We start from the raw sequence: 24,185 nt of genomic DNA, 5'->3' as shown, positions 1-24,185 counted from the left end.
TCGTTGTAGGCCCAGCCGTATTCGTAGGTTTCGCCGTAGACCGTGTGCTCCAGGCGCCATTGCTCGGTTTCGCCCTGCAGGTCGTTGTTGGCCTGGCGCGGGTCGTAGGTGCGGAAGAACAGGTGCTTTTCCACCACCTGGTGGCGGGTGCCGATGTCCCAGACGCAGTCGGCGCCGTTGCTGTTCATGCCGGCGCGGGGCAGGTACGGCAGTTCGACCTTCTCGTCGTGCAGCGGCAGATCACGGAAATGCACCACCTCGACGCGGTGCTCCGAGTTGATGGCGAAGCGGTACCAGATGCCCACCTCGGCGAGCAGGCGCTGGACGAATTCCAGGTCGGTTTCCTGGTACTGCAGCACGTGGTCACGCACCGGGTACTCACGGTCCAGGTCGAAGAAGTATTCGTGGCTGAACAGCTTGTGCCGTTCCTTGAGGATGTGCTTGACGATCTCCGGCACCGATTTGCGCCGGTACAGGCGGGTCTGCTTGCTGCGCTCCAGCAGGGCGAAACGCGGTTCGATAACGATCTCGTACTGGCCTTCGTCGACCGAGGCACGGATGCGTTTGAACGAGGTGATGATGCCGAACAGTTCGCGGATCGGGTTGTGCTGCTTCTTTTCTTGCCAGGGGTAGGTGATCGGCGGCTCGCCATACAGGGCGAAACGGGCGATGCGGTTGAGGAACAGGGCCTTGTCGAGGTCGAGGGGCTTGGGCCGGTCCGGGGCGTGGTCGGCCGCCACGTAGCTGCGGGTGGGCCGCGGTAGCGCGCAGGTGAAGCGGATGGTGTAGCGGAACGGTTTGCTGAGGTACTCCTCGCCTTCGAAGGCGAAGATGTCCAGCGGTACGTTCACTTTCTCGACGTTCAACTGGTAGGGGTTGCGGGTGACTGGCGACGGGTAGCGGCTGACGATGTCGGTCATGGGTGAGCCTCCTGGTCGTCGAAGGTCAGCAGCACGCCCTCCTCCTCGTCATGGCCCAGGACCACGCGGGTCACGACCTGCTTGAGCGCCTGGCGCTGCAACAACTGCTGGCTGAGCACCGGCAGGATCTGCTGGTTGAGCAGGCTGTCGATATTGCGCGCGCCGCTATCCGGCAGCAGGCAGGCGGCAACCAGGGCCTCGGCGAGGGAGTCATGGATCTGGCAGTCCAGCCCGTAGTGCCGTTGCAGGCGGCGGGCGACCTTGGCCAGTTTCAGGTCGACGATACGCTTCAGCGCTTCGGCGCCCAGCGGGCGGTACACCAGGGTCTGGAAGCGGGCCAGCAAGGCCGGCTGGAAGTGCTCGCGCAGCAACGGGCGCAGCAGCTCTTGCAGGGTTGCGTCGGTGGCCTCGGGTTGTTCTTCCAGCAACTGCTGCAAGGCATCGCTGCCGAGGTTGGAGGTCATCAGGATGACGGTGTTGCGGAAGTCGATTTCGCGCCCTTCGCCATCGCGCATGAAGCCGCGGTCGAACACCTGGTAGAACAGGTTGAGGACATCGCGGTGGGCCTTTTCCACTTCGTCCAGCAGCACCACGCTGTAGGGGCGCTGACGCACCGCCTCGGTCAGCACGCCGCCCTGGCCGTAGCCGACGTAGCCGGGTGGCGAGCCCTTGAGCTGGCTGACGGTGTGGGCTTCCTGGTACTCGGAAAGGTTGAGGGTGACCAGGGATTTCTCGCCGCCGAACAAGCTGTCGGCCAGGGCCAGGGCGGTTTCGGTCTTGCCCACCCCGCTGCTGCCGACCAGCAGGAACACACCCTGCGGCGCCTGCTCTTCACAGAGCCCGGTCCTGGCTGCGCGCAGGCGCTGGGCCAGGGCGCCAAGGGCGTGGTCCTGGCCAACGATGCGCGCGCCCAGTTGCTGTTCCAGTTGCAACAGCCCGGCCTGTTCGTCCTTGAGCAGGCTGCCGAGCGGGACGCCGGTCCAGTCGGCGATGACCTCGGCGACACCGCGCGGGTCGACATCGAGGTTGAGCAATGGCTGTTCGCCCTGGGCCTCGGCGAGTTGCCGTTGCAGGCGCTGACACGACGCCAGGTCGGGGGCATCGCCCTGGCGGGCATCGAGCAGTTGCCGGCTGAGGTCGAGTTCCTGGCGGTACTGCTGCTCCAGACGGGCCTGCTGCTGGTGCAGTTCATCACAGAGAACGTCGATAGCGGCGATGCGCTCGGCCGCCTCGACAGCGCCCAGGGCGGCATCCTGTTGCAGGGCTTCGCGCTCCAGGTGCAGCCCGGCCTGGCGGGCCTTGAGGCGCACCAGCGCTTGCGGTTCGCAGTCCAGGCTCATGCGCACCCGGGCACTGGCGGTGTCGAGCAGGTCGACGGCCTTGTCCGGCAACTGCCGGCCGGTGAGATAGCGCCGCGACAGGTTGACCGCCGCCTGCACCGCCGCATCCTGGATATGCACGCCGTGGTGGCTGGCGTAGCGCGCCTTGAGACCGCGCAGCATCAGGCAGGCGCCGGCATCGTCCGGCTCGTCCACCTTGACCATCTGGAAACGCCGTTCCAGGGCGGCATCACGTTCGAAATATTGTTTGTATTCGCTCCAGGTGGTGGCGGCGATGCTGCGCAGCTCGCCACGGGCCAGGGCCGGCTTGAGCAGGTTGGCGGCATCGGCGCCACCGGCCTGGTTGCCGGCACCGATCAGGGTGTGGGCTTCGTCGATGAACAGCAGCACCGGCTGCGCGGACTGCTGCACCGCCTCGATGACGTTCTTCAGGCGCTGCTCGAACTCGCCCTTGACCCCGGCCCCGGCTTGCAACAGGCCAAGATCGAGCACACGCACGACCACGTTTCTGAGGCTGTCCGGCACGTTGCCTTCGGCGATGCGCAGGGCCAGGCCCTCGACCAGGGCGGTCTTGCCCACCCCCGGTTCGCCGACCAGGATCGGGTTGTTCTTGCGCCGTCGACTGAGGATGTCGATGACCTGGCGGATCTCGTCGTCACGGCCGAAGACCGGGTCGATCCGGCCCTCGGCCGCCTTGGCAGTGAGGTCCTGGGTGAATTTGTCCAGCACGCCGTTGCCGGGCTGTGGCTGAGGCAGGGGCTGGGGCAGTTGCGCCACATCGCGCTCGTTGCCGATCTCCTGTTGTCGCTGCGGGCGCTCTTCGGAGTGATGGTCGAGCACCACCAGCAAGCGCTGGATCTGCGCGCGGCTGATGCTGAGCAGCGGCCAGGCGGCTTCGCAGGCCAGCAGGTCGGGGCTTTCCAGCAAGGCATCGAGCAAATGGGCGGAGCGCAGTTGCGCCTGGTCCTCGTCCAGCGAGGCCAGCAGCCAGGCGTTCTTGATCAGTTGCTGCAGGCGCGGGCACAACTGCGGCCGGGCCTGGACCCGGCGCGGCAGGCTGTCGAGGTGATCGAGCAGGCCCTGCCAGAGGGCGTCCATGTCCCATTCGTAGCGTCGGGCTATCAGGGTCAGGTCGCCCTCGCCCTGCTCCAGCAGCTTGAGCAGCCAGTGCTCGATGCTGATATCGGCATGGGCGCGGCTTTGGCAGAGTGACGCGGCGCCGCTCAGGGCCTCCGCGCAGTAGGGGTTGAGGCGGCGTAGCAGACGGGAGGGACTGATGGCCATGCAGGGCGTCCTTTGGCGGGATTCCGGGCAGGAAAAGAGGAATGAAAAACCGTGGAAAGAATGAGCGCCCTAAACGGGCGCCCACTTGGTCTGGCCTGGATCAGCCGGCCGTAGCGGCCATTGGCCGGGTGTCCCAGTTGTCGGTATGCACGTGGTTACCGTCCTTGAAGTCCCAGGTGATCTCCTCGTAACGCAGCTCCACCTCTTCCAGGTGCTTGTAGCCCTTGTTGTCGGGGTTCTTGATGTCCAGCATCTTCTTGGCAACGCTGGCCACCTTGACGTTCTTCAGCAGCATGCTGAAGTACACCTCGATCTCGCCGTCCGGCAGCACCTGCTGGAAGTCGAAGCGGGCTTCCTGCCAGCTGCGACCCGAGCCGACGGCGCGGTCGAGGTAGACGGTGGAGGCGTCGATTTCCTTGGTGAACATGATCGGCGAATGAACCCGCTCGCCGGTGTACTTGCCGGTGTTGTCATCGGTCGGCCGGGACACCTTGTGCTCGAACTCGATCAGTTCGATGCAGCCTTCGAGACCCTTGGCGGTGACCGAGCCCTTCAGGTGCTTGCCGGTCTCGTCGGTGATGGTCAGGTAAATGGGAAGTGCCATGGTGAAACTCCTTGTTCAGGTTTGAATGTCGCAACTGCGACAGGGTTTTCAGCCCGCCACCGGCGAAGCGACCAGACAGGCCCCCTCCGCCGGCAACAGACGAATATCGACACGACGGTTGCTCATGCGCCCGTCCTCGTGGTCATTGCTTGCAATGGGTTGGCTGGCGCCGAAGCCCTGGACGGCGAAGCAGCTGTCGGGGATGTCGCCCATGCGCTGCATCCAGTCGCGTACCGCTGCGGCGCGGGCACGGGACAAGCGCAGGTTGTGCTCGTCGCTGCCGGTGGCATCGGTGTGCCCGGCGACAACGATCAGCCAGCCAGGCTGGGCCTTGATATCCACCAGGGCATTGACCAGCACCTTGGTGGACTCCGGTTTGAGCTGAGCACTGCCGGAACTGAACAGCGACAGGCTGTCCAGGCGCACCATGCCGGGTGCCTTGACCACGGGCAGCGGCATCACCGGCTGGCGGTGTTCCAGCAGTACGGCGAGCAGGCGCTCGCGCAACACCACGTCGCGGTACAGGCCGAAGCTCAGCGCCAGTGGCTCGCCCTCGCGTTTGTAGTACTCCAGCAAGGTCGCGTGCTGGCGCAGCACCGCCAGGGCTTCCTCGCGCAGGCCATGGGCCGGTTGATCGGCATGCGCAGGCGAGGGAATCGAGGCATAGCGCTGCAGGTCGCCGCTGACCTGGCGCATCAGCCGATCGTTGTTCCAGGCCGAACTGGCCAGGGCGGCCAGGCCCGCCAGGGTGAACATCCAGATGGCCTTGACCGTGGCCCGCTGCCGCGGGGTCGCGCGCAGGCGCAGCGGCATCAGCGACAGCGCGGCATCGGGAAACTCCAGCATGCCGCCCGACATTGCCGGGGCCCCATGCACCACCTGCAACGCCAGCCGCTGGCGCAACCACTGCTGCCAGAGATTGCCGCTGCGTTCGCCCGGCAGTGCTTCGACGAAGGTCATGGCGCAGGCGACCGGCGCGCAGCCGGCCAGATGGGCCAGCACCTGCTCGCGCCACCACTGCGCGACACCGTTCAACTGCACGGCGGCGCGCATGCGGGCACTGCCGCCAACGCTGTCGTCGGCCTGGCGCTGCCACTGGTCCAGGCCAGTGCAACTGCCGGCCTCGTGCACCTGCGGGCAGGCTTCGCCATCCCCCCAGACGAACCAGGGCGCCTGCCCCTGCTGCTGCCCGCCACGCAGGTAGCTCGCCAGCAACAGGGGCAACACCAGCCCCTGCTGCCGACGCACCAGGGCCAGTTGATGAGCGAGGGCCCGGGCCTGGCTGGTGAGCAAGGTCGGGTCGTCCTGTTCGCCAGGGTTGACCACGAACAGCACTCCGAGCTGCCCGCTCCAGGCCGGACGCCGCGCCAGCAAGGCGGACACCAGGGTCGGCAGGCGGCGCGTGTCGCCGACGTCGAGGTAGCAGGCCCGCGCGGTCATGCGCAGGCGCGGACGCTCGCTGTCCTTCTTGCCGAACAGCCCGTCCTGGCCATCGCCGCACACCAGCAGCACCGGCTGGCGATAGCCGGCCGGTGGCAGGGTGACGTCGTCGGCCAGGCGCAGCGACTCGCGCAGTTGCCCGGCGCGGCGCCCGGCACGACGCCAGCCGTGCGCCACCAGCGCGGTGACCAGCACCGCGGCCATTACCCGCCAGCCATCGTCGAACGGCACGATCAGCAACACGCCCAGGGCCAGGAACATGCCCCATAGCCAAAGCCCGCGAATCAACTTGAGAGTCATCCGCGCTCCTTAGCCTTGTCCGGGCAGCAAGCTGGTCAGCAAACGCCCCAGCAACTGGTCCAGACTCCACCACACGGACGCCAGCACCAGCCCGGCGAGCAAGCCATGGCGCCAGGGCGAATTGCCCCAGGCGCCGCTCAGCAGTTGCCGCCCGGCGCGGCCCAGCAGCCCGTGCCGCGGAACGAAGGGCGCCACCCGCTCCTCCAGCGCGGCGATCAGTTGCTCGCGTTCCGGATCCTCCAGCTTCGTGTAGCGGCCCTTGAAGCCAAGCCCCAGTACGCGCTGGAACACCGTCAGCACCAGCGGATCCGGCGACGGCTCGCGCAGCACCTCGCGCATCTGCTCGTACAGCGACTCGCCGGCCTGGTGGCTGTTGAACAGGCGTGCCTGCAACGGCTCCCGGGCCCAGGTCGAATGCTCTGCCCCCTCGCACTTGCCGAGCACGGTTTCGTCGAGCAGCGCGCACTGGGCATGGCTGATCAGGTCCATGGAGCGCTGGCTCAGGCCGGCGTCGCCCAAGCGCCCACGCAGCCCTTCCACCAGTTCCAGGCAGCGCATCCACAGGGCCTGGCTGCCTTCCAGTTCCTGGCTGTTGCTGACTTCCACCACCAGCAGGTAGCTGTCCTGCAACAGCGCATCGATATCGAGGCCTTGCACCTCACGCCGGCTCATGAGCGCAGTACCGCGTAGAGTTCGAGCTTCACTTCACCCAGCGAGCCGGGCACGTAGAAGGCGCAGTTCTGCGCCTCCAGTGCGGCCAGCCCCTTCGGGTGCCGGAAGTCGAGGGCGAAGTACTGGTTCTCGAGACGCAACGGGATGGCTGCGGGAACGTGGGCGAGCGCTTGCAGCGGCACGCCGTCGAGGGCGGAGTTGACCAGTTGATCGACATCGTCCGGCGCCCCCACCTTGCACAGCCGCGGGAACTGCTCCTGCAACTGCACGGCCGACAGGCGAAAACGCACCGACAGGTAGAAATCGACGCCCTCGGGTTCGCGCAGGCGCGGGTCGTTGAGCGCCACCTTCCAGCGATGGCTGCCACCGGAGGTGAGTTCAAGGGCGATCACCCGCGACGGCAGGCTGGCTTCGAGCAGGGTCGAGATGGTCTGCATCAACGGTGGCAGCACCTGTTCCAGGCTCTCGTGCCGATAGGCCGGGATCTGGTCGAGGTCGTGCTCCAGGGAGAAGGTCAGCAGGCTGCCGGCCAGCTTGGCCAGCTCGACATAGACCTGCTCCGGTGCCCGTGGATGCGCCTGCAGATCGCTGAGTATCGGCTGGTAGCTGTTCAACGCGTTGAGCAGCCAGAACAGCGAGACATCGGCGACGGCGAAGTCGGCCATGCGCTGGTTGCTCTCCCGGCGCATGCCCATCAAGCGCTGACGCTTGGCCGCGAGCTGGATCAGCAGGTTGTCCAGCTGCGTCACCAGCCCGGCATGGGCAGAGAAGCGCAGCAGCGGCGGTACGTAGCTGGCGTCGATGCTCCACTCGCCCTGCCCGTCGCGCACCAGGCGCACCAGCGGGCAGGTCATCCAGGCTGCGTTGTCGTCGCTGTCCAGGCGCAGGCTCAGGTTGTGTTCCATGACGCTGATCTGTTGCCGATCCTCGTCGTGCACATCCTGGACCTCGCGCCAGTCCTGCTGATAGCGCAACGGCCGCTCGGCCTTGCGCCCTTCGAACAGGCAGTTCTCGCCATTGGCATGTTCCCGCGGCAAGGCCAGCAGCACGGTGGCTTGCGCGGCGTCCGCGGGCAGCAGCCGGGCCAGCTCCACGGCCGGCGGCAAGCGGTCGGCGTGGACGGTGTCGATCAGCGTACCGTCGGGCAGGCGCACCAGCAGCTCGCTGGCCTTGAGCACGCCAAGGCGCAAGGCATCGCGATCGAAGGTCGCGACCTCCACGCCCCAGGGATGAACCAGGGCCAGGCGGGCCACGCTTTCGGTGGTGCGCGCCTCCCAGCGCGCCTGTTGCTGGAACTGCTGCGGGCACAGCAAGGCACCCGCGAACCAGAGTGGACGATGGATCTTCATCGGATGGCCTCCCTCCGTGCGCATCAGGCCTTGGCCTTGGGCATCCGGGAAACCAGCGACAGGTTGACGTCCATGCCCTCAACCTGGAAGTGCGGTACGGCATACAGCTTGATGCGGAAGAAGCCGGGGTTGTCATCGATGTCCTCGACCACGACCTTGCCTTCGCGCAGCGGATGGGAGGCTTGCAGGTCGTCGCCCGGGTCGGTCATTTCGGTGACCAGCCCCTTGATCCAGCGGTTCAGCTCCTGCTCCAGCACGCTGCGGTCCTTGGTGGTACCGATGTTTTCGCGCTGGATCAGCTTCAGGTAATGGGCAATGCGCGACAGCAGGAAGATGTACGGCAAGCGCGCGTTGATGCGGCTGTTGGCGGTGGCATCGGCGGTGTCGTACAGGGCCGGCTTCTGCGTCGAGTTGGCGGAGAAGAAGCAGGCGTAGTCGCGGTTCTTGTAGTACGACAGGGGAATGAAGCCGAGGTTGGCGAACTCGAATTCGCGGGTTTCGGGAATCATCACCTCCGACGGGATCTTGGCCTGGTTGCCAGTGCCGAGGTCATACAGGTGGATCGGCAGGTCGCTGACCGCACCGCCGGATTGCGGGCCACGGATCTGCACGCACCAGCCATTGGCGATAAAGCTCTTGACCATGTTCGCGGCGAAGGCGAACGAGGCGCTGGTCCACAGGTACTTGTCGTGGTCCGGGCCCTTGACGCTCTCGATGTAGTTGAAGCTGCGCACCGGCACGGTATCGGGGCCGTAGGGCAGGCGGCCGAGCACCCGCGGCATGGTCAGGCCGATGTAGCGCGCGTCGTCGGTATCGCGAAACGCCTTCCACTTGAGATATTCGGCACGCTCGAAGTAGTTGCCGATGTCCTTGATCGCCGCCACCTCCTCCATCGATTGCTTGCCGAAGAACGCCGGCCCCACTGCGCCGATGAAGGGCATGTGCGCGGCGGCCGCGACCTTGGAGATGTTGCGCAACAGGGCGATGTCCTGGGCACCGCGATCGAACTCGTAGTTGGAAATCGCCGCCGCGATCGGCTCGCCGCCGGGGGTGTCGTATTCCTGGGTGTAGGTGTGCAGGTACAGACCGCTCTGGGCGACTTCCGGGGCGTCCTCGAAGTCCTGGACCAGGTGGTCCTTGCTGATATCCAGCAGCTCGATGCGCACGTTATGGCGGAAATCGGTCTGGTCGATCAGTTGCTTGACCCCGCGCCAGGTCGACTCGACGCGCTGGAAGTCAGGGTGATGCATGACCGCATCGAGCTGCCGGCTGATCTGTGCATCGAGGGCGGCGATATGCTCGTCGAGCAGGGTCTTGTCCAGGCGCTCGACCTTGCGCGACGACTGCTTGACCAGCTTCAGGAAGACATCGACGGCGGCGGTGACCCGCTCGTCGGCGGACACTTCGGAAAGTGCTTCGGTATGCTGGAAAACTTCGATATCACCCAGTTCCGAAACCGGGTTCAAGTTGATCTTGCTGAACAGCGAACTGTAAATACCCTGGTTGTTTTCAGCCACGGTCGAGGCGCCACGGGATGACGCGGAAGAGTGTTCTACGGACATGTTGTAACTTCCTGTAGTGCGAAGCGAAGAGAGTCGACGGATTTACTGTGGTGCCAGCGCGGCCAGTTCGCGGCGAAGTTCGTCGCTGAGGGAATCGTCCTTGAGAATGCGTTCCAGCTCCTGGCGGAACGTGATGTTGTCGAGCAGGTTGGACTTGAGGTCGCGCAGCAGATTGCGCATGGCCAGCAGCGCCCGCAGTTCTGGGATCTGCCGGGCCACTTGCTCGGGTTCGAAGTCCTTCATGTGGCGGAAGTCCAACTGCACGGGCATGTCCGAGGCATCACCGGCCAGAGTATTCTCGACCGAAAGTTTCAATGCCGGAGAGAAGTCGGCGAGGACGGCATTGAAGTTGTTCTTGTCGATATTGATCTTGCTGCGCTCGGACAATGGGCGCTGTTCGCGACCATTGCTGTAGTCGCCCATCATCATGAGCTTCAGTGGCAGCTCGACCTTCTTCTGTGCGCCGCCGGTATGCAGGTCGAGTTTGATATTGACGCGGGCCTTGGGTACTTCATTCTGGAAACTGTTTGACGCCATCGGTTCCTCCAAGAACTGAATGCGGAATAAGCAAGTTCATGCTCGCCACTGGCGAACAAATTCATTGAAACATTGACAACAGATCGCCCAGCCCGGGAAGGACTGACAGCAGAGGTGCTGAGCGAATGACGCGAAACAATGAACTATCTTATTCGGGCATTCCAGCCCCCAACACGCGCTTGCTCCTTTTCCTACAAGGCCTGCGGAATATCCGCATGGCTCTTCGGAAAAAATAAGAAACAACTAGAAACATCAAAATTTAAACCCAATAAAACCGGGCTTTTGACGTCTCAGCATTTACAGATCGTGAAATATTTAATTACCAATAGAGATTTTCGCCATTAATGGCGAATCTGCCAGGAGGGATGGGGGAATCGCCATGTCGGCGTCGGCAGGCAGGTGACCGTGATGGTCGAGTAGGTCGGCTGGGTGAATCCTTGCGGCGTGCACTCTGTGGGAGCTGGCTTGCCAGCGATAGCGGCAGTGAATTCACCGACGTCATCGCTGGCAAGCCAGCTCCCACAGGTACCGATAAATCAATGAGTCACGTAGTGTTCCATGAAAGTAGGTTTAGCACGATGAGGCCGTCAGCCTAGCGCGCAGCCCAAGCGTTGAAACGCTCCTCCAGCTCCTCCCCGTGATCGACCCAGAAACTGGAATCCACCAGCAGCCCCTGCTCCAGGTTGGCCGGCGCGGTTGGCAGTTGTGCCTGGATATCCGCCGGCAGGGCGTCGAGGGTCTGCTTGTTGACCGGGCCGTAGGGGATGTTCGACGAGAAGGTCTTCTGGCTGTCGGCCTGGCTGGCGAAGACGATGAAGCGTTCGGCCAGGGCCTTGTTCGGCGAGCCCTTGACGATGGCCCAGTGGTCCGGGTCGTAGAGGCCGCCGTTCCAGACGATACCCAGGTGGGTGCCCTCTTTCTGCGCCACGGCGATCCGGCCGTTGTAGGCCGCGGACATCACCACGTCATTGGCGGCCAGCCATTGCGGCGGCTGGGCGCCGGCTTCCCACCACTGGATCGAGGACTTGATCTGGTCGAGCTTGGCGAAGGCACGGGTCACGCCCTCGGGGGTGGCGAGAACCTTGTACAGGTCGGCGCGGCTGACGCCGTCGGCCAGCAACGCGGCTTCCAGGGTGTACTTGGCGCCCTTGCGCAGACCGCGCTTGCCCGGGTATTTGCTGGTGTCCCAGAAGTCGGCCCAGGAGGTTGGCGGACTCGCCAGCTTGGCCGGGTTGTAGGCCATGACCATGGACCAGACATAGCTGGCCACGCCGCATTCGCTGACGGTGTTGGCGATGTAGTGATCGTTGTTGCCGAGCAGGCCGGGATCGAGTTTCTCGAACAGGCCTTCCTCGCAGCCGCGCAACAGTTCCGGGCTTTCCACCTCGACGATATCCCAGGAAATCTGCCCGACGCTGACCATGGCTTTCACCTTGGACAGTTCGCCGTTGTAGTCACCCGCGACCACCTTGCCCGCGCCGCTCTGCTCGAACGGCTTGAAATAGGCCTGGTCCTGGGCGGCCTTGGTGGCGCCGCCGAAGGAGATCACCGTCAGCTTGTCCGCCGCCGCCAGGGCATTGCCCGCCGCCATTGCGCAAATCACCGCTGCTGCGCACGCATGCATTTTCAAAGACATCGACACTTCCTCCCTACTTCTCAAGGTAATTGCCGGGTAGCCGAGAACAGCAGGCGCGGGTCGTCGACCCCGACAGGGTTGGCACAGACAGTCTTGAAAGGGCAGTAAGGCGGGTGCGCTTCTTGTTATGGGTAAGCCGAGGCACCGGCCGGGTAGCGAGCGCCAGGGGCGCGTCGTTATTGTTCTGAGGCCGATGATGGGGCAGATCGCAGGACAGGAAAAATATTAAAAATGTTCTGGCTGGAGAGGAAAAAGCTTTGCAGGCTTGCAGGGGCATGTGGTGTCAATGACGGCCTCATCGCCGGCAATGCCGGCTCCCACAAGGATCGTGCACACCGCATAACCCTGTGGGAGCTGGCGTTGCCAGCGATGAGGCCGTCAAGGCTTGCCTAGAGATCCAGCACCAGACACCCGCCCCTGGCCCGGGAACAGCACGGCGTCATCTGCTCACGCCGCTCGGCGTCGGTAAGGAACTGATCACGGTGGTCCACCTCGCCATCCACCACGCGAGTCACGCAGGTGCCGCAGATGCCCTGCTCGCAGGACACCGGAATGATGATCCCGGCCTCGTCCAGCACCTGGGTGATGGAACGGTCCGCCGGTACGTTGAACACTTGCCCGGTGCCATGGATGCGCACCTCGAAGGCGCCATCCTCGCCATGCTCCACCGGCGCCGCGGCGAAATACTCACGGTGCAGCCGCGACTCGTCCCAGCCCAGGGCCCGGGCGCCATCGAGGATATGGGCGATATAGCCTGCCGGCCCGCACACATAGAGATGGGTGTCCGCCGGCTCCGCCGCCAGCACGGCAGCCAGGTCCAGGCGCTCGCCGTCGTCGAAATAGCAGCGCGCCGGCAGTTCTCCGAGCGGTTCGAGAAACGCCGCGCGCTGCGCCGAACGCGCCGAGTAATGCAGTGCGAAAGGTCGCCCCTGGCGCTGCAGTTCATGGGCCATGGCCAGGATCGGGGTGATGCCGATGCCACCGGCGAACAGCAGCGAACGCCCGCCCCCGGCCTCCAGGGCGAACAGGTTGCGCGGTTCGCTGACGGTCACCAACTGCCCCACCCGCAGGCGCTTATGCACCGCCCGCGAGCCACCTCGGGACTCGCCATCCAGCAGCACGCCAATGCAATAGCGACGCCGCTCCCATGGGTCGTTGCACAAGGAATACTGGCGTACCAGTCCACCGCCCAGATGCAGGTCGATATGCGCCCCGGCCGCGAATGCGGGCAACTCTCCGCCGTCCTCGCGCACCAGTTCCAGGCCGAGAATGTCCTGCGCCTCCAGGCGCATCGCCTTGATCAGCAGTTCCATCACGAGGCGCTCCGGGCAATCAGCGGCGCCTGCTCGGCGGCGATGATCCGTTCGATGATGCGCCGCGACTGCACGCCACCAGCATCGATGTTGAGCTTGAGCAGGTTGCGTTGCGGATGCTCCAGCAGGTTGCGCTGCTGGCGTTCGAGCATTTCCAGGTCTTCGGCGAAGATCTTGCCCTGGCCAGTGCGGATGGTCTCGGTCAGCGCCGGGTCGTCGGCCTTGAAGTTGCGCGCCATGCCCCAGAAGTACCAGATCGAGGTGTCGCTTTCCGGGGTGATGAAATCCACCACGATGCTGCCGGCCTTGCACGCCGCCGGTGCGTCGTAGCCGCCAGTGCCGGCATGGGCCACGCCGACTTCGATCATCACGTGGCTGGGCGGGGTGAAACGGCAGATCTGCCAGCGGTCCACCGGCACATCGTCGGCCAGGCCATTGCCGCGCAGGGCCGCCTGCCAGAACGGTGGCGGCAGGATGTTTTCCATGAAGCGGCTGGTGATCACCTCGTCGCCATTGACCTTGGTGCTGACCGGTGCCTCGTCGATTTCCTTCTGGCCGATGCTGGAGGCATGGACGTAGGTTTCGTGGGTCAGGTCCATCAGGTTGTCGATCATCAGGCGGTAGTCGCAGGCGATATGGTAAAGCCCGCCACCATAGGCCCAGTCGGGGCTCTCGGCCCAGTGCAGGTGGGGAATCAGCGCCGTGTCGGCCAGCGCCGGATCACCCGGCCAGACCCAGATGAAGCCATGGCGTTCCTCCACCGGGAAGCTGCGGATCGCCGGAAACGCCTGGACCCGCTGGCACGGCATCGCCGCAGTGCGGCCGTCGCTACCCATTTCCAGGCCGTGGTAGCCGCAGATCAGCTTGCCATCGCGGACAAAGCCCAGGGACAGCGGTGCGCCCCGGTGCGGGCAGAAGTCTTCAAGCGCAGCAACACGGGACTGGTCGCCGCGATAGAACACCATGTTCTCGTTGCAGACCTTGCGGCCCAGGGGCTTTTCGGCGATCTCGTCAGGGGTGCAGGCGACATACCAGGCGTTTTTCGGATGCATGAGGCAGGCTCGTTTTGTTGTTGTGATGGATCCATAAACTGGATTCAACGAGACAAAAACACAACAAAAACGCACACAATGGATCCATTAATGGTTCGATAATCGCCCGGGATTTATCTCGCCCCTCCTTTCACAGACACGCGCAAAGCCGCTACAGTGCCGCGCACGAAGGGCTTGGCCGTGGAGGCCGCAGTGAGTGGATCCGGACAACGTGTACTGAACCTGCTGCGCAGGATGATCCTCGATGGCCAGTTCGCGCCGGGCGAGCGTATTGCCGAGGTGCCTACCGCCGAGTTGCTCGAAGTCTCGCGGATGCCGGTGCGCATGGCCCTGCGCGCGCTGGAGCAGGAAGGCTTGCTGGTGCGCCAGGGCGCGCGGGGGTTTGCGGTCAAGCAAGTGACTGCGGAAACCCTCGGCAATGCCGTGGAAGTGCGCGGCGCGCTGGAGGGGCTGGCCGCCCGCCAGGCAGCGGAACGTGGCCTGGACAAGGCCGCGCGGACGGTATTGCTGGAGTGCCTGGAGCAGGCGGACCGTCTGTTCGACAAGGGCTTCGTCACCGAGGAAGACCTGGCGGCCTATCACGACATCAACAAGCGCTTTCACCAGACCATCATCGATGCCAGCGGCAACGCGGCGGTGGCCGAGGCGCTGTCGCGCAACGAGCACCTGCCGTTCGCTTCGGTCAGCTCGATTGCGGTGGACCGTAACAACCTGGCCCAGGAGTTCCGCCGCTTCAACTTCGCCAACATGCAGCACCACACCATCGTCGATGCGCTACTTGCCGGCCAGGGTGCCAGGGCCGAGGCGATCATGCGCGAACATGCCCAGGTGACCCTGCGCTACATGAAGATCTTCAGCGGGCCGCGGCAGGAGGGGTTGAAGATCATTCAGTGAGTTTGCCGCTGGACTTTAGGGCCTCATCGCTGGCAATCGGATCGCCGCCCGGCCAGCTCCCACAGGTTTCTGTGTCGAGCCTGGATCATGCGGCTGGCCCAGAACCCTGTGGGAGCCGGCATTGCCGGCGATGAGGCCTAATGATCAACATGCTTTAAACGCATAAAACACAACAATCGTTATTAACAAATCACCAACCGATATTTCACAACCCCACCACCCCGCCCTACCCTGTTCGCCATCTTCCCCATGATGAAGAACACCGACCATGCCGCCTGCAACCTCCCGCCCTGCGCTAAGGCGGACGACCTGAACGCACCGATCCGTCCCGACCTGGAACAGACCTCGCCAGCCTTCCAGCGCAAGGTACCGATGATCATCGGCTGCGCGCTGTTCATGGAACTGCTCGACTCCACCGCCGTGCTCACCGCCCTGCCGCAACTGGCGGCGGACTTCGGCGAGCCGAGCGTGCGCATGAACCTGGTGGTGACCCTCTACCTGCTGGCGGTGGCGATGTTCATACCCCTCAGCGGCTGGCTGGCCGAACGCCTGGGACCGCGTCGGGTATTCATCGCGGCGATCGGCCTGTTCGTCGCCAGTTCACTGGCCTGCGCCCTGGCCGCCAGCCTCTGGCAACTGGCCCTGGCGCGCTTTGCCCAGGGCATGGCCGGGGCGCTGATGGTGCCGGTGGGCCAGGTGATCCTGTTGCGCTGGTCGAGCAAGCGCGATCTGCTCAAGGCCATGGCCTACCTGACCATGCCCGCCCTGCTCGGCCCGGTGTTCGGACCGCCGCTGGGCGGGCTGCTGGTGACCTGGCTGTCGTGGCACTGGATCTTCCTGCTCAACCTGCCCATCGGCCTGCTTGGCATCGCCCTGGTGCTGCGCCATGTGCCGGACTATCCAGGGCAGCGCAGCCGGCCGCTGGACCTGCGCGGCTTCCTGCTCGGCAGCCCGGCCCTGGCCTGCCTGGTGCTGGCCTTCGAAAGCCTCGGACACGGCTCGCTGCGCTGGGAATGGTCGTGCCTGTTGCTGCTCGCCGGGATCGCGTTCGCCGGATGCTATATACGCCATGCCCGGCGGGCGCCAGCGCCGCTGCTGGACCTGTCGCTGCTGCGCATTCCCAGCTTCGCCCTGGTGCTCTGCGGCGGCACGCTGTTTCGCCTGGGCAGTGCGTCGCTGCCGTTCCTGCTGGTGCTGCTGTTCCAGCTCGGCTATGGCATGAGTGCGCTGGAGGCCGGATTGCTGACCTTTGCCGGTGGTGCCGGGGCGCTGCTGATCAAGTTCATCTCGGTGCCCCTGGCGCGACGCTTCGGCTTCCGTGACCTGCTGGTGTGGAACACCTTGCTCGGCGCGCTTTCCATTGCCCTGTGCGCGCTGTTTACCGCCGAGACGGCGCCCGTGGTGGTGATGTTCATGCTGTTCGTTGGCGGGCTGTCGCGCTCGTTGCAGATGACCGCGGTGGGCGCGCTGACCTATGCCGATATCCCGCCGCACCGCTCGGCCAGTGCCGCCACCCTGTCGGCCACCAGCGTACAGATCAGCCTGAGCCTGGCCGTGTGCCTGGCGGCGATGCTGCTGGGGTTGGTGCAGAGGCTGCGCGGGCATGGGCAGCCGGAGGCCGGGGATATCCAGTTGACCCTGGTGCTGGTGAGTTTGATGTGTTTGGCGGCGGGGCTGGTTTTCCGGCGGTTGGACCGGGGTAATTAAGTGTTCTTGAGGGCCTCATCGCTGGCAAGCCAGCTCCCACAGAGATCGGCGTGGGAGCTGGCTTGCCAGCGATGAAGCCCTCAAGAACAAAAAAAGGCGCCCAAGCGGGCGCCAAAGATATCCACCTTTTAACCAAAGGAGCTTGGGGAGCTTCTCAAGGTGAATCAGAGAACCGACAGCGGGTATTCCACTATCAGGCGAACTTCATCCAGGTCCGATTCGAACGCGGTGGCCCGGGTGGTGGCCTGGCGCACGCGCAAGGACAGGTCCTTGGCCGCGCCGCTCTGCACCACGTACTTGACTTCGATATCCCGCTCCCAGCGCTTCTGGTCGGTCAGCGGGTCGCCATTGCCATCGCGGCGCATGTACACGCTGTTGGCGTTGGAATAGTCGGCATCGCTGCCCCTGCCGTAGCGGGTCATGAACGACAGACCGGGCACACCGTAGCTGGCCATGTCCAGGTCGTAGCGCAGCATCCACGAGCGCTCCTTCGGTGAGTTGAAGTCGCTGTACTGGATCGAGTTGTCGAGGAAGATCGAGTCCGACTGGCGCAGGTAGTCAAAGTCATCGTCACCGTTGTTGCGCTGGTGGGTCAGCGCTACGGTGTGCGCGCCGTAGCGCAGGCCGAGCTTGCCGCTCCAGATGGTGTTGGCAAACTCGCCCAGCAGCTGCTTGCCTTCATCGACCGCGCGATAGGCATTGAAACCGCTGATCAAATCGAGGTCCTCGGCCAGCGGATAAGTGAAGCTGGTGCCGACGTAGTACTGGTTCCACGCATCCTTGAGCCGGCTGCCATAGAGGCTGACGCTGAGATGGTCGGTCAGGGCGTAGTCACCGCCACCATAGGCGACCCAGGGCGAGTCCACTGCGCCGCCGTAGAAGGTGACGAAACCGTCGCGCATATTGCTCGACACCGGTTGGCTCATCGAGTGCAGGCGCCCCGCCTGCAAGGTGAGACCATCGATGCTGGTGTTCTCCGCAGTCACCCCACGGAAGCTTTCCGGCAGCAGGCGCGAGTCGCCGGCTGCCACCACCGGCGTCACCGGGAACACATCGCCGACCCGCACCACAGTGTCGAACAGGCGTGCTTTCGCCGCCCCGCCGACCTTGCTGTATTCGTCCCGGGCCTGGCCATCGCGGTCCACCGGTAGCACGTCGAACGAACTGCGCCCGCCATTGCGGCCGCCGCCGGTGTCCAGTTTCAGGCCGAGCATGGCGAAGGCATCGACACCGAAGCCGACCGTGCCCTGGGTGAAGCCGGAGGAGAACCTGCCGATAACGGCGTGGGCCCAGGCTTCGGAATAGCCGTTGTCAGCCGGCTTGCCCTGGGTCGGCGCCGGGCCGTCGCGGTGATCACGGTTGAAATAGAAGTTGCGGTTCAGCAGCGACAGGCTGCTGCCTTCGATAAAGCCCTCGGCCTGCTCTGCGGCGTTGACGGCCTGACTTGCGGACAGCGCGCCAAGCGCTGCCAGATAAAGCGGTAACCTGCGACTCATGCAATGCTCCTTCGAGGTCCGGCAGTTTTTATTCTGATGTCCAGGCGCGTTATTGGAGGTGTGATGGCGCCCGCCGCAGAGCATTGCAAAGGCTGGATAACGGCAAGGTGAGCGGCGCATTACAATGCCGTCATCCGCCTGTTATCTGGCGGCTTCCTCGATTACAGAATTGTAATTTTGCCGACACCCCCCTGATACCTGCCGCTACTTAGAGTGCCGCCATCTTTCCAACAGGGCCTGGCGGCATCTTCGGCGTTCCCGTCGGGCTTTCTGCGCACGAGGACCCGCCAGTGCCCCGACATCCCTTCCTCTCCCGAACCGTCGTCACGCTCTGCCTGGCGCTGGCCGCCCCATTGGCCCTGGCCGACAGCCTGAGTCTGCCGCAGGCCATCGCCACGGCCCTGGAACACAACCCGGACCTGGCCGCCGCCCGCCAGGAAATCGGCATCGCCGACGGCGCCCGGCGCCAGGCCGGACTGATCCCCAATCCGGAGCTGTCCTACGAAGTCGAGGACACCCGGCGCAACACCAGCACCAGCACCGTGAGCATCAGCCAGGCGCTGGAGCTGGGAGGCAAGCGCGGGGCGCGGATCGAGGTGGCGAGCATCGGCCAGAACCTGGCGCAGATGACCCTGGAACGCCAGCTCAACGCCCTGCGCGCCGAAGTGACCGAGGCCTTCCATGCCGGCCTGCGCGCACAGGCCGGCGTGGAACTGGCGCAGCAGTCCCTGGAGCTGACCGAACGCGGACTGCGGGTGGTCGAAGGCCGGGTACGCGCGGGCAAGTCCTCGCCGGTGGAAGCGACCCGTGCCCAGGTGCAACTGGCCGAGGCGCGCCTGCAACTGGGCCGTGCCGAAACCCTGAAAACCACGACCTGGCGGCAACTGGCGCACGTTACTGGCAGCAGCGCCGGCAGCTTCGAGCGCCTGCAATCGCCGTCGCTGTCGCCGGGTCTGCCACCGGATGCCGAGCCCTTGCTCGCACGCCTGGAACAGACCGCCGAGCTGCGCCAGGCCACCGCGCAGATCGAGCAGAACGACGCCGCCCTGGGCTCGGAAAAGGCCCAGCGCATCCCCAACCTGACCGTCAGCCTCGGCAGCCAGTACGACCGCGCCGAGCGCGAGCGGGTCAACGTGGTCGGCCTGTCCGTGCCGCTGCCGCTGTTCGACCGCAACCAGGGCAATGTCCTCGCCGCCGCACGCCGCGCCGATCAGTCCCGCGACCTGCGCAATGCCGTGGAGCTGCGCCTGCGCAGCGAAACCCGCAGCGCCCTGAACCAATGGGCCACGGCCATGGGCGAGATCGAGGCCTATGACCGCAGCATCCTCCCCGCCGCACGCCAGGCGGTGGACACCGCCACCCGCGGCTTCGAGATGGGCAAGTTCGGCTTTATCGAAGTGCTCGATGCCCAGCGCACCCTGATCACCGCCCGCGAGCAGTACCTCGCCTCCCTGGCCAGCGCCAGCGCCGCCCGGGCCCAGGTGGAACGGGTCTACGGCGACCTCGGCAGCGCCACCGCCACCCCTTGAATCCGACCCAGGAGCAGTAATGGAAAACAAACGCAAGATCGCCCTCGCCCTCGCGCTGCTCGCGGCGACAGCCCTCGGCTTTGCCGGCATGGCCTGGAACGACAACGCCGAACATGGCGCTGATGACGGCCACGGCCATGCATCGGCGAAAACCGCCAAGGATGACCACGGGCACGACGAAGAAGAAGGCCATACCGAAGAAGGCGAAGACGGCCACGCAGAAGAAGGCAAGCTGAGCCTCGACGCCCGGCAGATCGAGGCCGCCGGCATCGAAGTGGAGGCCGCCGCACCGCGTGAACTGGGCAGCGTGGTCAGCTTCCCCGGCGAGATCCGCTTCGACGAGGACCGCACCGCCCACGTCGTGCCACGGGTGCCCGGGGTGGTGGAAAGCGTCAGCGCCAATCTCGGCGAGACGGTAAAGAAAGGCCAGTTGCTGGCGGTGATCGCCAGCCAGCAGATCTCCGACCTGCGCAGCGAACAGCAGGCCGCCCAGCGCCGGGTCGAACTGGCGCGGGTCACCTTCGAGCGGGAAAAGCAGCTGTGGCAGGAGCGCATCTCCGCCGAGCAGGACTACCTGCAAGCCCGGCAGACCCTGCAGGAAGCCGAGATCGGCCTGGCCAATGCCCGGCAGAAAGTCGCCGCCCTCGGCGCCTCGGTCGGTGCCGCCGGCGGCAACCGCTACGAACTGCGCGCGCCATTCGATGCGGTGGTGGTGGAAAAGCACCTGGCCCTCGGCGAGGTGGTCAGCGAAGCCAGCAACGCCTTCACCCTGTCCGACCTGTCGCGGGTATGGGCGACCTTCGCCGTGCCGCCGCGTGACCTCGACAAGGTCGCCACCGGGCGCGCCGTGCGAGTCTCCTCGCCAGACCTGGACAGCGCCGTGGACGGCACCATCGGTTACGTCGGCAGCCTGCTCGGCGAACAGAACCGCGCCGCCACCGTCCGCGTCACCCTGACCAACCCCAACGGCGCCTGGCGCCCGGGGCTGTTCGTCAGCATCGCAGTCACCACCCGCACTGCCCCGGCAGCAGTCACCGTGCGCCATGAAGCCGTACAGACCGTGGAAGACCAACCCTCGGTGTTCGTCCGCACCGACGCCGGCTTCGACACCCGCCCGGTGACCCTGGGCCGCCGCGACGGCGACTACGTCGAGGTGCTCGACGGCCTGCCCGCCGGGGCCCTGGTCGCCACCCGCGGCAGCTTCACCCTCAAGTCCGAGCTGGGCAAGGCCTCCGCCGAGCACAGCCACTGATGCGCCCGTACAGGATGACCCTCCATGTTTGAACGTCTGATTCGCTTCGCCATCGAGCAGCGCGTCGTGGTGATGATCGCCGTGCTGCTGATGGCTGGCCTTGGGATCTACAGCTACCAGAAGCTGCCGATCGACGCGGTGCCGGATATCACCAACGTCCAGGTGCAGATCAACGCCGCCGCGCCGGGCTATTCGCCGCTGGAAACCGAGCAGCGCATCACCTTCCCGGTGGAAACCGCCATGGCCGGTCTGCCCGGCCTGCAACAGACCCGCTCGCTGTCGCGCTCGGGGCTGTCGCAGGTGACGGTGATCTTCGCCGACGGCACCGATATCTTCTTCGCCCGCCAGCAGGTCAACGAACGCCTGCAAGTGGCCAAGGAGCAGTTGCCGCAGGGGGTCGAGGCGGTGATGGGCCCGGTGTCCACCGGCCTTGGCGAGATCTTCCTGTGGACCGTGGAAGCCGAGGACGGCGCGCGCAAGGAAGACGGCACGCCCTACACCGCCACCGACCTGCGGGTGATACAGGACTGGATCATCAAGCCGCAGTTGCGCAACGTGCCGGGGGTGGCCGAGATCAACACCATCGGCGGCCATGCCAAGCAGTACCTGGTGGCTCCCGATCCCCGGCGCCTGGCCGCCTACCGGCTGACCCTCGGCGACCTGGTCACCGCCCTGGAAAGCAACAACGGCAACGTCGGCGCCGGCTATATCGAGCGCAGCGGCGAGCAGTTGCTGATCCGCGCTCCGGGCCAGGTCGGCAGCCTGGAGGACATCGCCAATATCGTGATTTCCAGCGTCGACGGCACGCCGATCCGGGTCAGCCATGTCGCCGAGGTCAGCCTCGGCGAGGAGCTGCGCTCCGGCGCCGCCACCGAGAACGGCCGCGAAGTGGTGCTGGGCACGGTGTTCATGCTGATCGGCGAAAACAGCCGCACGGTGTCCCAGGCGGTGGCGGCCAAGCTCGCCGAGATCAACCGCAGCCTGCCCGAAGGCGTGGTGGCGGTGACCGTCTACGACCGCACCAACCTGGTGGAAAAAGCCATCGCCACGGTGAAGAAGAACCTGATCGAGGGCGCGATCCTGGTGATCGCCATTCTCTTCCTGTTCCTCGGCAATATCCGCGCGGCGCTGATTACCGCCATGGTCATCCCGCTGTCGATGCTGTTCACCTTCACCGGCATGTTCAACAACAAGGTCAGCGCCAACCTGATGAGCCTCGGCGCCCTCGACTTCGGCATCATCGTCGATGGCGCGGTGGTCATCGTCGAAAACGCCATCCGCCGCCTGGCCCATGCCCAGCACAAGCACGGGCGCATGCTGACCCGCTCCGAGCGCTTCCACGAGGTCTTTGCCGCTGCCCGCGAGGCGCGCCGGCCGCTGATCTTCGGTCAGTTGATCATCATGGTGGTGTACCTGCCGATCTTCGCCCTGACCGGGGTCGAAGGAAAAATGTTCCACCCCATGGCCTTCACCGTGGTCATCGCCCTGCTCGGCGCCATGCTGCTGTCGGTGACCTTCGTCCCGGCGGCGATCGCCATGTTCGTCACCGGCAAGGTCAAGGAAGAAGAAGGCCTGGTCATGCGCAAGGCGCGCCTGGGCTATGCCCCGGTGCTGGCATGGGTGCTCAAGCGCCGCAACCTGGCCTTCGCCGCTGCCGCCGGCGTGGTGCTGCTGACCGGCGCCATGGCCAGCCGCATGGGCAGCGAGTTCATCCCCAGCCTCAGCGAAGGCGACCTGGCCCTGCAAGCGCTGCGCGTACCGGGCACCAGCCTGAGCCAGTCGGTGGACATGCAGCAACGCCTGGAAAAGGCCCTGGTGGAACAGATTCCGGAAGTGCAGCGGGTGTTCGCCCGCACGGGCACCGCCGAGATCGCCGCCGACCCGATGCCGCCGAACATCTCCGACGCCTACATCATGCTCAAGCCCAAGGAGCAATGGCCGGACCCGTCGAAGTCGCGGGAGGCGATCATCGCCGCCGTGCAACGGGCCGCCGCCAGCGTGCCGGGGAGCAACTACGAGCTGTCACAGCCGATCCAGTTGCGCTTCAACGAGCTGATTTCCGGGGTGCGCAGTGATGTCGCGGTAAAGGTCTTCGGCGACGACATGGACACCCTCAACCGCACCGCCGCCAAGGTCGCCACGGCCTTGCAGGGCGTACAGGGCGCCTCGGAAGTGAAGGTGGAGCAAACCACCGGCCTGCCGGTGCTGACCATCAATATCGACCGGGAAAAGGCCGCGCGCTACGGCCTGAACATCGGCGAAGTGCAGGATGCCGTGGCCATCGCCGTCGGCGGTCGCCAGGCCGGCACCCTGTACGAGGGCGACCGCCGCTTCGACATGGTGGTGCGCCTGCCGGAAACCCTGCGCACCGATGTCGACGGCCTCGCCGGATTGCTGATCCCGGTGCCGGCCAATGCCGCCCTGGGTGCCGAGCGCATCGGTTTCATCCCGCTGTCCCAGGTCGCCAGCCTCGACCTGCAACTGGGGCCGAACCAGATCAGCCGGGAAAACGGCAAGCGCCTGGTAGTGGTCAGCGCCAACGTGCGCGGGCGTGACCTGGGCTCCTTCGTCGAGGAAGCCAGCGACACCCTGATTCGCGATGTGCAGATCCCGGCCGGCTACTGGACCACCTGGGGCGGCCAGTTCGAGCAACTGCAATCGGCGGCCAAGCGCCTGCAGATCGTCGTGCCGGTGGCCCTGCTGCTGGTGATGACCTTGCTGTTCCTGATGTTCAACAACCTCAAGGACGGCCTGCTGGTGTTCACCGGCATTCCCTTTGCCCTTACCGGTGGCGTGCTCGCCTTGTGGCTGCGCGACATACCGCTGTCGATCTCGGCCGGGGTGGGCTTTATCGCCCTGTCGGGGGTGGCGGTGCTCAATGGCCTGGTGATGATTTCGTTTATCCGCAACCTGCGCGAGGAAGGCGCGACCCTGGCCAGCGCGGTGACCGAAGGCGCCTTGACCCGGCTGCGGCCGGTGCTGATGACTGCCCTGGTGGCCTCCCTCGGCTTTATCCCCATGGCCCTGGCCACCGGCACCGGCGCCGAAGTGCAGCGGCCACTGGCGACGGTGGTGATCGGCGGGATCCTGTCGTCCACGGCGCTGACCTTGCTGGTGTTGCCGGCCTTGTACCAATGGGCGCATCGGCGGGATGAGGAGGTGGAAGGGTAAGAACAGGCGGTGCTCTTCAGGGCCTCATCGCTGGCAAGGCCAGCTCCCACAAGGTCTGCGTGCACCGCGAAACCTGTGGGAGCTGGCTTGCCAGCGATGAGCATGGGTATCTACACATCTTTGGCGA

Annotated in this window: 17 protein-coding genes; 5 read left to right on the top strand and 12 right to left on the bottom strand. The window is 65.3% G+C overall.

Annotation, left to right across the window (positions count from 1 at the left end):
• From vgrG to ACODSK_RS28200, 11 genes are all read right to left on the bottom strand, one after another.
• Window positions 1–920: type VI secretion system tip protein VgrG (vgrG, locus tag ACODSK_RS28250; RefSeq protein WP_489020815.1), on the bottom strand; the 920-nt coding region annotated here is incomplete at its 3' end.
• Window positions 917–3,544 carry a type VI secretion system ATPase TssH gene (tssH, locus tag ACODSK_RS28245; protein ID WP_489020813.1) on the bottom strand — a complete coding sequence of 876 codons (2,628 nt, stop codon included), beginning with the start codon at window positions 3,542–3,544 and terminating at the stop codon, window positions 917–919. The genes vgrG and tssH, both read right to left, overlap by 4 nt.
• Before the next feature lie 100 nt (window positions 3,545–3,644).
• Window positions 3,645–4,148, bottom strand: a complete 504-nt coding sequence (tssD, locus tag ACODSK_RS28240) for a type VI secretion system tube protein TssD (RefSeq protein ID WP_489020811.1) — start codon at window positions 4,146–4,148, stop codon at window positions 3,645–3,647.
• A 48-nt stretch (window positions 4,149–4,196) separates the two neighbouring features.
• Window positions 4,197–5,888 (bottom strand): OmpA family protein, encoded by a 1,692-nt coding sequence (locus tag ACODSK_RS28235; RefSeq protein ID WP_489020809.1) that lies wholly within the window; start codon window positions 5,886–5,888, stop codon window positions 4,197–4,199.
• Window positions 5,889–5,897: 9 nt separating this feature from the next.
• Complete coding sequence (gene tssL, locus ACODSK_RS28230; RefSeq protein WP_489020807.1) at window positions 5,898–6,560, bottom strand: type VI secretion system protein TssL, short form; 663 nt, start codon at window positions 6,558–6,560, stop codon at window positions 5,898–5,900.
• Window positions 6,557–7,909, bottom strand: coding sequence for a type VI secretion system baseplate subunit TssK (tssK, locus tag ACODSK_RS28225; RefSeq protein ID WP_489020805.1), 1,353 nt, complete (start codon window positions 7,907–7,909; stop codon window positions 6,557–6,559). Before tssK ends, tssL begins: the two co-directional genes overlap by 4 nt.
• Window positions 7,910–7,932: 23 nt before the next feature.
• Window positions 7,933–9,471 carry a type VI secretion system contractile sheath large subunit gene (gene tssC / locus ACODSK_RS28220; protein WP_489020803.1) on the bottom strand — a complete coding sequence of 513 codons (1,539 nt, stop codon included), beginning with the start codon at window positions 9,469–9,471 and terminating at the stop codon, window positions 7,933–7,935.
• A gap of 42 nt (window positions 9,472–9,513) precedes the next feature.
• The gene (gene tssB / locus ACODSK_RS28215; protein WP_489020801.1) at window positions 9,514–10,008 is read right to left on the bottom strand and encodes a type VI secretion system contractile sheath small subunit; all 495 of its coding nucleotides are present in this window, start codon (window positions 10,006–10,008) and stop codon (window positions 9,514–9,516) included.
• Between the two features lie 592 nt (window positions 10,009–10,600).
• Window positions 10,601–11,644 carry an ABC transporter substrate-binding protein gene (locus tag ACODSK_RS28210; protein ID WP_489020799.1) on the bottom strand — a complete coding sequence of 348 codons (1,044 nt, stop codon included), beginning with the start codon at window positions 11,642–11,644 and terminating at the stop codon, window positions 10,601–10,603.
• Between the two features lie 389 nt (window positions 11,645–12,033).
• Entirely contained in the window at window positions 12,034–12,960 is a 927-nt protein-coding gene (locus tag ACODSK_RS28205) for a PDR/VanB family oxidoreductase (protein ID WP_489020798.1), read from the bottom strand.
• On the bottom strand, window positions 12,957–14,009 hold the full coding sequence (locus tag ACODSK_RS28200) for a Rieske 2Fe-2S domain-containing protein (RefSeq protein WP_489020796.1): 1,053 nt from the start codon (window positions 14,007–14,009) through the stop codon (window positions 12,957–12,959). Before ACODSK_RS28200 ends, ACODSK_RS28205 begins: the two co-directional genes overlap by 4 nt.
• Before the next feature lie 192 nt (window positions 14,010–14,201).
• Between ACODSK_RS28200 and ACODSK_RS28195 the strand changes: the two genes are divergently transcribed.
• Together ACODSK_RS28195 and ACODSK_RS28190 are read left to right on the top strand one after the other, a co-directional pair.
• The gene (locus ACODSK_RS28195; RefSeq protein ID WP_489020794.1) at window positions 14,202–14,903 is read left to right on the top strand and encodes a GntR family transcriptional regulator; all 702 of its coding nucleotides are present in this window, start codon (window positions 14,202–14,204) and stop codon (window positions 14,901–14,903) included.
• 372 nt (window positions 14,904–15,275) lie between these two features.
• Window positions 15,276–16,610: an MFS transporter gene (locus ACODSK_RS28190; RefSeq protein WP_489020817.1), complete on the top strand. Its 1,335-nt coding sequence runs from the start codon at window positions 15,276–15,278 to the stop codon at window positions 16,608–16,610.
• Between the two features lie 164 nt (window positions 16,611–16,774).
• Here ACODSK_RS28190 and ACODSK_RS28185 read toward each other — a convergent pair whose 3' ends face one another.
• Complete coding sequence (locus tag ACODSK_RS28185; protein ID WP_489020792.1) at window positions 16,775–18,106, bottom strand: OprD family porin; 1,332 nt, start codon at window positions 18,104–18,106, stop codon at window positions 16,775–16,777.
• A 290-nt stretch (window positions 18,107–18,396) separates the two neighbouring features.
• Between ACODSK_RS28185 and ACODSK_RS28180 the strand changes: the two genes are divergently transcribed.
• Genes ACODSK_RS28180 through ACODSK_RS28170 form a run of 3 tightly spaced genes read left to right on the top strand, consistent with a single transcriptional unit; the run spans window position 18,397 to window position 24,058 of the window.
• Window positions 18,397–19,635: a TolC family protein gene (locus ACODSK_RS28180; RefSeq protein ID WP_489020790.1), complete on the top strand. Its 1,239-nt coding sequence runs from the start codon at window positions 18,397–18,399 to the stop codon at window positions 19,633–19,635.
• 19 nt (window positions 19,636–19,654) lie between these two features.
• Complete coding sequence (locus ACODSK_RS28175; protein ID WP_489020788.1) at window positions 19,655–20,887, top strand: efflux RND transporter periplasmic adaptor subunit; 1,233 nt, start codon at window positions 19,655–19,657, stop codon at window positions 20,885–20,887.
• Between the two features lie 24 nt (window positions 20,888–20,911).
• A complete protein-coding gene (locus ACODSK_RS28170) occupies window positions 20,912–24,058 on the top strand; it encodes a CusA/CzcA family heavy metal efflux RND transporter (RefSeq protein WP_489020786.1) in 3,147 nt (1,048 codons plus the stop codon).
• Window positions 24,059–24,185: the final 127 nt, after the last annotated feature.

The sequence above is a fragment of the Pseudomonas sp. FG98 genome (assembly GCF_057808595.1).
This window is presented reverse-complemented; position numbering and strand designations above follow the sequence as displayed.

Excerpts from the sequence above, each read along its gene's own strand:
- ACODSK_RS28185 (WP_489020792.1), bottom strand. The coding sequence starts at position 18,106 with ATGAGTCGCAGGTTACCGCTTTATCTGGCAGCGCTTGGCGCGCTGTCC.
- ACODSK_RS28190 (WP_489020817.1), top strand. The coding sequence starts at position 15,276 with ATGATCATCGGCTGCGCGCTGTTCATGGAACTGCTCGACTCCACCGCC.
- tssD (WP_489020811.1), bottom strand. The coding sequence starts at position 4,148 with ATGGCACTTCCCATTTACCTGACCATCACCGACGAGACCGGCAAGCAC.
- tssL (WP_489020807.1), bottom strand. The coding sequence starts at position 6,560 with ATGAGCCGGCGTGAGGTGCAAGGCCTCGATATCGATGCGCTGTTGCAG.
- tssB (WP_489020801.1), bottom strand. The coding sequence starts at position 10,008 with ATGGCGTCAAACAGTTTCCAGAATGAAGTACCCAAGGCCCGCGTCAAT.
- ACODSK_RS28235 (WP_489020809.1), bottom strand. The coding sequence starts at position 5,888 with ATGACTCTCAAGTTGATTCGCGGGCTTTGGCTATGGGGCATGTTCCTG.
- ACODSK_RS28170 (WP_489020786.1), top strand. The coding sequence starts at position 20,912 with ATGTTTGAACGTCTGATTCGCTTCGCCATCGAGCAGCGCGTCGTGGTG.
- tssH (WP_489020813.1), bottom strand. The coding sequence starts at position 3,544 with ATGGCCATCAGTCCCTCCCGTCTGCTACGCCGCCTCAACCCCTACTGC.
- ACODSK_RS28210 (WP_489020799.1), bottom strand. The coding sequence starts at position 11,644 with ATGTCTTTGAAAATGCATGCGTGCGCAGCAGCGGTGATTTGCGCAATG.
- tssK (WP_489020805.1), bottom strand. The coding sequence starts at position 7,909 with ATGAAGATCCATCGTCCACTCTGGTTCGCGGGTGCCTTGCTGTGCCCG.
- ACODSK_RS28200 (WP_489020796.1), bottom strand. The coding sequence starts at position 14,009 with ATGCATCCGAAAAACGCCTGGTATGTCGCCTGCACCCCTGACGAGATC.
- ACODSK_RS28175 (WP_489020788.1), top strand. The coding sequence starts at position 19,655 with ATGGAAAACAAACGCAAGATCGCCCTCGCCCTCGCGCTGCTCGCGGCG.
- tssC (WP_489020803.1), bottom strand. The coding sequence starts at position 9,471 with ATGTCCGTAGAACACTCTTCCGCGTCATCCCGTGGCGCCTCGACCGTG.